This is a genomic window from Rhizobium sp. BK376 (assembly GCF_004341625.1).
Classification (GTDB): domain Bacteria; phylum Pseudomonadota; class Alphaproteobacteria; order Rhizobiales; family Rhizobiaceae; genus Rhizobium.
The window spans coordinates 1-7007 of the sequence record NZ_SLZG01000072.1; the positions used below are offsets into that span (position 1 = coordinate 1).

At 52.6% G+C, this 7007-nt stretch carries 5 protein-coding genes and 2 pseudogenes; 3 read left to right on the plus strand and 4 right to left on the minus strand.

Going from position 1 to position 7007, the window contains the following annotated elements; all coding sequences use genetic code 11:
- Both EV561_RS36610 and EV561_RS36615 read right to left on the minus strand, forming a co-directional pair.
- A partial coding sequence (locus tag EV561_RS36610; protein ID WP_245513281.1) for a Wzz/FepE/Etk N-terminal domain-containing protein occupies positions 1-683 on the minus strand: 683 nt, incomplete at its 3' end.
- Positions 684-729: 46 nt separating this feature from the next.
- Positions 730-1497, minus strand: a complete 768-nt coding sequence (locus tag EV561_RS36615; RefSeq protein WP_165928058.1) for a hypothetical protein — start codon at positions 1495-1497, stop codon at positions 730-732.
- A 1233-nt stretch (positions 1498-2730) separates the two neighbouring features.
- On the opposite strand from EV561_RS36615, the pseudogene EV561_RS36625 reads away from it, so the two are divergent.
- Positions 2731-3130: pseudogene (locus tag EV561_RS36625) on the plus strand (UDP binding domain-containing protein); the annotation flags it as partial.
- A gap of 111 nt (positions 3131-3241) precedes the next feature.
- Positions 3242-3541, plus strand: coding sequence for a KTSC domain-containing protein (locus tag EV561_RS36630; protein ID WP_132528731.1), 300 nt, complete (start codon positions 3242-3244; stop codon positions 3539-3541).
- A 53-nt stretch (positions 3542-3594) separates the two neighbouring features.
- On the opposite strand, the pseudogene EV561_RS36635 reads toward EV561_RS36630, so the two are convergent.
- Together EV561_RS36635 and EV561_RS36640 are read right to left on the minus strand one after the other, a co-directional pair.
- A pseudogene (locus EV561_RS36635) lies at positions 3595-4643 on the minus strand (IS630 family transposase).
- Positions 4644-4899: 256 nt separating this feature from the next.
- Positions 4900-6228, minus strand: coding sequence for an O-antigen ligase family protein (locus EV561_RS36640; RefSeq protein ID WP_132528732.1), 1329 nt, complete (start codon positions 6226-6228; stop codon positions 4900-4902).
- A 392-nt stretch (positions 6229-6620) separates the two neighbouring features.
- Between EV561_RS36640 and EV561_RS36645 the strand changes: the two genes are divergently transcribed.
- Positions 6621-6914: a helix-turn-helix domain-containing protein gene (locus EV561_RS36645; protein WP_165928059.1), complete on the plus strand. Its 294-nt coding sequence runs from the start codon at positions 6621-6623 to the stop codon at positions 6912-6914.
- Positions 6915-7007 lie beyond the last annotated feature (93 nt).

Below are 7007 nucleotides of genomic sequence, written 5' to 3' on the forward strand. Positions count from 1 at the left end.
TCCTCAATGCGGGCCTGGAGCCAGTCGCTTGCGCGACGCGTCGCATCATATTTGGAATTAAGCTTGTCGACGAGATAGGCATCGGCGATCGCACCATCAATCCGCGCTGCGAGGTCAGGCGATGGTGACGTATAGCTGACGGAGAGTACATAGGTGCGCCCAACCCTGTCGACAGACATGTTAGCATTGAGCGCCACGACTGCGTCTTCCCGTCTTTCATCATCAGTCTCGGCCGCTATGTCGCCATCGGCGAACCATCCCCTGAAATCAAGGAAACCCTTTAAAAAATGGAACACCGATTGCGACTGCGCATTGAAAACGGGGTTGTCGAGAAGCTTTAGCTTGTCAACCACCGCTAGCGCTATCGCATCGGATTTGATCAATTCGACTTGGCTGAGGATGGAGGGGTCATCGTCGGTAAATTCCCCAACGCTCAAGCTCGAAAGCTGATTTGCAACATCGCTGTTGCCCTTATCGATTAAAATATTCGCTGTCGCTGTATACTGTGGAGTAGCAGTAAAAACATAGATCAGGCCAAGAGCGAAAAACACCGCGGCAGCGGCCGCAACGATGCGCCATTGGCGCCTTGCGACAGCTATCAACCTCTCAAAATCTATCAGCTCCCCCGAAGCGTCGTCATCCCATTGCCCATCGGTTCTCGAAACTTTGTCGGGTGATAGCATATGTCCTCGCAATTTATTTGCGGTCAGATCTTACGATCACTCGATATCACACCCCTGAGGGGCTGACACTCGGCGACGTCACGAATGTTGAAAAGTTCTGGGTGGTTGAGGATCGGTTGGTCGATCCACCACCGCCGCCGTTGAATCCGGCCGGCGCATTCGTCCCCGTTGCAGCGTCTCCGGCTGTCGCACCGGAACCGCCGTTCGTCGCGCCGCCGCCGCCGATACCACCTGCTCCACCGCCGGCTCCGCCCCCCGCACCAGCCCCACCGAGGGCAGCGGTCTGAACGTCGTTCGAGGCGGCCAGGAATGCGGTCACCACGTCGGCCAGGTTGGAAGCTGCAACCTTCTGCTGGATTTCGGCGGCATATTGCGGGTTGGATGCAACGCAGGCGCGGGCCGCGCGGGCAAGTCCAGCGCCAATCGCGGCCTTCTGATCCTTGGTCGCAGCATTGGCAAGCGCAATCAAGGCATCAATCGAGTTGCTGCTCGAACCAGCCAGGGCGCGGGCGCGAGTGGCAAGCGGCAAGCCGCCTGTCGGATAGGTTGCCAGCAGCGCCGGAGGATTGTTGAGGAACGAGGCCACCTCGTCGGGGCTCAACGCGGCCGGGGCCTGGAAGCAGGCGCCACCGGCAGCCGGCGCAGCGGCCGCAGTCGTCGGCGCGGCAGGTGCAGGAGCAGCCGCGGGTGCGGCAGGAGCAGTCGCTGCAGGAGAAGCGGCCTGGGCAAATGCACCCGTTGCGCCAAAAGATACAATAGCGGCGGCCAAAGCAGCTCCGAGGCCGGCATTGCGCGCCTTCTCAAATTTTGCCATCGGTGGTCTCCATCCAAAGAATTAGTTAATGTTAAGTAAAGAACTACACGACGAAACTATTTAGTTCAATCGGCCTGTCCTTTTCCTCTTCGGTTATGATTAACCTCCGAGGATATTCAAATCATCAATTGAGATCTCTGATTGAATCTCGATGCCGGCCTTGCGGTCCTTGGTGGTGACCTTGACGGCGGCATGGTTGTCGATGGCTTTTCATCGGGGTCGGAGCGCGGCAGGTAAGTACATCCCGACAACAACATCGCAGCAAAGGCAATGCAGCCGATCGGCTTCAAAATGTTTTTGTTCATATACCGTCCACTCGATGATCCCCGAAGGGCACTTGTCCCCCCGACGCAGCAATTATCAGAGTTGCCTGAAGAATTCGAATACTCAACCGCCCCAGTTAATACATATTTTCACAACGCGGATCACCAAGGATAATGACAAACGGTGCAACCCATGCCGCGACTGTGGTATTGCATTCTTGCACACAACAAAAGATTAGCTCGCAAATTGACCCCAAACATTGCGAAGATGGCAACAGACAATAGCCGAAATACCTTTTCACTTTTACTCATAAAGTGGTCAAGGGCTCATGGCCAACGAGATGACACCAGCCCCAAACCCGAAAATGCTGATGGGCTCTCTTCTTAACTGTGGACAGAGGACAAGCCCGCGAAATAAGTGTAAAGCAAACCAGAATTCCACAACCCGAATAGGGCCAAAATCCCGACCACGACAATTGCAAACGCCAGAGACCGAGCGATACGACGTGCTCTATATCTGATTGTAGGGCGTCTCGATACTTTGCTGGGTCTGACCATGTTCGAAAAGAACGTATCAATATCGTGCGGAACACGACTGCCCTTAAGTTCTTGGTACCTTGCCTCTGAGATCGGCGCATAGATTTCTGTATGCCCAGTCCTCAAATGAGCCTTGAGTTTTTGTTCTGCGGGATAATATTTGATCTTCAGAATGAGCCGTGTATCCAGTAGTTCCCACTTCATAATCGCTCTGCAAATAGGTTCGGGTGATGGAATGCCGATCGTTGTGCCGCCTACCTCGGTATCACTAGCAGTTATTTATGAACTTTGGCTGAAATCCGGTACCCCACGCCCTCCAGGTATAGTGGCGGGGTAGAAATGCGAAGCTTTGCTGTAGGTATAAGCGCGTTGAGAGCGATACCCGCAGCCTGGTTTTAAATTAGTGCTGATCCCATCCTGCCGATCCGGCGTCCTTGGCAAGACCGTCCAGGACTATGACAGCTCCGTGCGTCTGATCGGGACGACAATCTCCATCAACCACAACCGCAAGCGCGCCATGAGTCGCAAGGTGATTTCGGCGCTCGGGGCGAAGTCCGCGGCTAGACGATCGCCGTGCTCGGCCTCACCTGCAAGCCGAACACCGACGACATGCGCGACAGCCTCGAGACCTCGATCATCCAGACGCTGCCAAGGGCGCGGACGCCGTCGTTATCGTCACCGAATGGAACCAGTTCCGCGCGCTGGACTTTGCGCGATTGAAGTCAATCATGAAGGCGCCGCTGCTCGTCGACCTCAGGAACATCCACCGTCGCGACGAAATCGCCAAGCATGGCTTCGCCTACACATCCGTCGGCAGGCCGGCAATCCATTAAGGCGAGGTCTGGTGCGTTTTGATCGCACGAGCGGCGGTGTGTTAAGCTTACTGGCTAACCATACCTATATCTTTCGGTTGCGTTCTCCGTGGAGTATGGAAGCTTTGCGCTATGACCGAACTTGCGCTCCAACCGAACGGCATATGGAAAGCCGACCTCAAATCGCGTGTCGTTCGGTCCGTCTATTACGACGGTGAGTCTCGGCTTCTCGCCATCGAATTACGTCACGGAAAAATTCGTCTCTACAGCAACGCGGCAGAAGAAGCTGTCCTCCAGCTTGTGAATCATCATGCTCCTGGATTGATCTATGAAACGGCCACAGAGGGCGCATTCGGAATGCCGCTTTCTCGCTTCTGCCCAAAGGGGGCGACCTTTCTGCGTCGGGTGAAAAGCGCAAAAGCGCTGCGATGAACTATTGGACGATGCGCCCTTGGTTGGGATCAGGTAATACCAGCGAGCACTGATCATGACCGATGAGCCCAATCGCGCAGACCGATGGACATAATTTTCCAGGGTGATCAATCAGCTTGTTCCATGCGGCGCAGCAATGTTCGACGATGTCGTGGTAGTCTTTGAAGATGCGGTTCGACAGCCAGTTGTCCCTCATAAATTGCCAAACGTTCTCGACGGGGTTTAATTCAGGCGATCTTGGCGGCAAGAACATCAGGCAGGAACTTTCAATTTCGGTGTCACATGCCACCCGGCCTGATCGAGCATGAGCACGGCATGGGCACCAGGATCAACGGCCTGGCTGATCTCGCCGAGATGCTCCTGCATTGCCCCCGTGTCGCAATACGGCAGGACGAGACCGGCACCTTTTCCTTTCTTCGGGCAGATCGCCCCGAAGATGTATGCCCACATCGTTCGCTGATCGTGTGGTGCGGATGGTCGGGTTCCTCGCCGCGCCCATCGCCGAGTGATCTTGTTCTTCTGCCCTATTCTGGCTTCGTCGGCCCACCAGATTTCGATGTCCGTACCTGGCGGCTGTTTCTGCCTGATCTCTACCAGAGCGGCGGGGAAGTCTTTTTAAAAACGTCACCTTCCAACTCGTTCTGAGCATAGTGACGCGGGCGAGCCGAAAGCTTGGCAAAGCCCAGTGCCTTCAATTCTCGCCCAACAGTCGTTTCATCGATGGAAATCCGAAACTCCTGGAATATCCATTGCACGAGATCCTTGCGCCGCCAACGAACCACACCGTGGACCGCTGGAATGGGGCCACTTTCGACCAGCTTTGTCAGAGCCTGGCGCTGGCTGTCGCTTAACTTCGAAGGATGGCCCGGAGCCTTCCCATTGATAAGGCCGGCGGGCCGCGCTCATTGAAACGCACGACCCAATCGCGGACGATCTGAACCGTCACGCTCCCCATCTTGGCCGCGTCCAAACGCGCAGCGCCGTCATAGATCGCTGCAAGGGTCAGCAATCGCCGAGCTTGATTAGCGTCTTTTGTCCGTCGAGCCAGTTGTCGAAGCACGACACCGTCGAAATCAGACCACAATGAAATCGCTGAACCCATCGCAAACCTCCAGTTTGCACCATCGATTCAGATTCGTCGCAAAATTGGAATCCCTCGGAGAGTCTGACACGGCGCTCGCTGGTATAAGTATACGGTGAAGGCCGCAGGTCAGGCCGCCCTGTACTGATCTGATCTGATCTCAACGCGGAAGGAGCGAACGCGCAATTTAAGCCAACCGGCAGCTACGATGAACTAGAATTTGCCGCTGATGATCCCCAAAGGGAGGAGGACGAGAATTGGCATGTGAATGCGAAACTTATTTCGGAACCCTTTGTAAAAGATTCCCCGTATTGACGGCCTTCGCCAGAATCACCCCGATCAAAATCGCCTGCATGGGCCCTTCAATGGTGTTGCTGGTCATACCTGTCCCGATTATGTAAACGCTAAAAAGATATACTAGGTATGCATGTCGCGGCCGTTTGGATAGGAGTTCCTTATATCCCTTAACAAATCCAATGTATACGAAGGTAATACCGAAAATTCCGAATGACAAAAGAATATATAGAAACAAATTGTCAGCAAATGTAAAGTAATCCTCTTCGAAGATCTGTTGAGGTACGCCGACGCCGCCAAGTCCTCGGCCAAAGAGCAAATTTCCGCCATGGGACAGGACCTGAAACGTATAGGGCCAAACAATTTTCAAGCGCACGCTGAGCGATTCGAAGGAAAATATTCCGAAGGATGATTGCGAATTCACATCAAATGTTTGGGAAAATATCGGCAATGCCGTCATAATAGCAATCATTACGGACAAACTCAAAACAACATATATATACGTTAATCTCGGAAGAAGTCTGTTTACGATCGAGATAGAGATCATGAACAATGGTAGGCTCGCCAGGACTATAAACGTTGTTTTTGTGGTGGTTAGATAGATGGAAATAAAAGAAATTACGGTGGCCGATACCTTTATAATATTCCCATGCAATTTCGATGCCGTTATAATTATCATGTAAACCAGAATAATATTTGCGGTCGCAAAACTTGATCTTCCGAATCCTGCAATTCGCGAATAGCCTTCATATTCCCAATCACGCGCAATCTCGCGCTGGATTCCAAGTATTTCGTAGCTACCCCCAGCCCAAGGTAAGGTGTAGACGGAGTTTATGAAAACACCTGCAACTGCAATAGTCCAAAATACAAATGCATACCGCTCAATGCTCCTGAAATCTCCGAGGCTGTATAAAAGCATACCGTTAATGATTGGAATAAGTATGTATATTCCAAACAGCGCCTGCGGCAAGGTTATCAATGTAAACGGGATATACGCGGAAAAAATAATTAAAAATATGAGAAAAAGCAGTATAGATTTGCACATTCTACCCGTGAGAAACGAGTAGTATATATATACAAAAAGAGATATGCATGTGAAGGCGGGAGGTATGTAATTTACCAATCCGACCCCCGCCGAGCTTGCGTAATATCTCAGTGGCCCGCCTATTAACTCGCGCACCACATATCCATAGAGACCCCAACGCGAAAGTGCTTTTGTCAAGGCAAGGAAGTTAAATGAATGAGTACTATATCTACGACTTGGCAATCGACTTATCAGCATTCGTCTGCTTGCGTTTTCGACAACACTCATACTGCCTCGCATTTCCCGCAATTCTTATGATGGCAGCATTACAGATAAGATCCCGTTGAGACAACCCATCGCGAATGACTGTCTAATCTCGATTTATTTGCACCTATAAAGAGTCGAAATTGTTTCCACTAAAACTGGCGTCAATCTGAGCTGTGCTGATCTTGTTTGTACAACTTCTTAGCATCCGCCACTGAGCTGATCCGAAGCCTCCAAACCGAACCATTTCGCTATAGTTTTGCGGTGGATTTTCCTTGCTGAAAAAGGAAAGGAAGCGGAAAGCATCGCAGTTTTGGAACGCTCAAAAGGCATTATACCGACGCTCGATGAAATTGACTCACGGGATTCCGTTTTCGCGCAAATCATGATTCAACATGGCGGAAGGAGATTTCGCCATGGGAGCAGCGCTTGATATTCGTCGTGACTACACGGCGGCGGACTTGCGGCAGTTGGCGCGCGATTGCCGGGATGCGGCTTGGTCCCGCCGGTTGCTTGCTTTGTCGGTCATTTACGATGGCGGTTCTCGCAGCCAGGCAGCCTCGATGGGCGGGGTTGGTTTGCAGATCATTCGGGACTGGGTTGAGCGTTTCAATCGAGACGGCCCAGACGGTCTGAAGACCGGAAAGGCCAAGGGCCGTGATCCGCTGCTGAACGACAAGCAACGCAAGGCGCTTGTCACGGCGATCTAGAAAGGTCCCGTTCCCTATCTCGACGGCGTGGTGCGTTGGCGGCTCGTCGATCTGGTGCACTGGCTCTGGCAGGAGCATAGCATCTCCGTGAGC

What these genes read in the sequence shown, in the direction of transcription:
- EV561_RS36615 (WP_165928058.1), bottom strand. Translation starts at nt 1,497, where the DNA reads ATGGCAAAATTTGAGAAGGCGCGCAATGCCGGCCTCGGAGCTGCTTTG.
- EV561_RS36630 (WP_132528731.1), top strand. Translation starts at nt 3,242, where the DNA reads ATGACCGAACTTGCGCTCCAACCGAACGGCATATGGAAAGCCGACCTC.
- EV561_RS36640 (WP_132528732.1), bottom strand. Translation starts at nt 6,228, where the DNA reads ATGAGTGTTGTCGAAAACGCAAGCAGACGAATGCTGATAAGTCGATTG.
- EV561_RS36645 (WP_165928059.1), top strand. Translation starts at nt 6,621, where the DNA reads ATGGGAGCAGCGCTTGATATTCGTCGTGACTACACGGCGGCGGACTTG.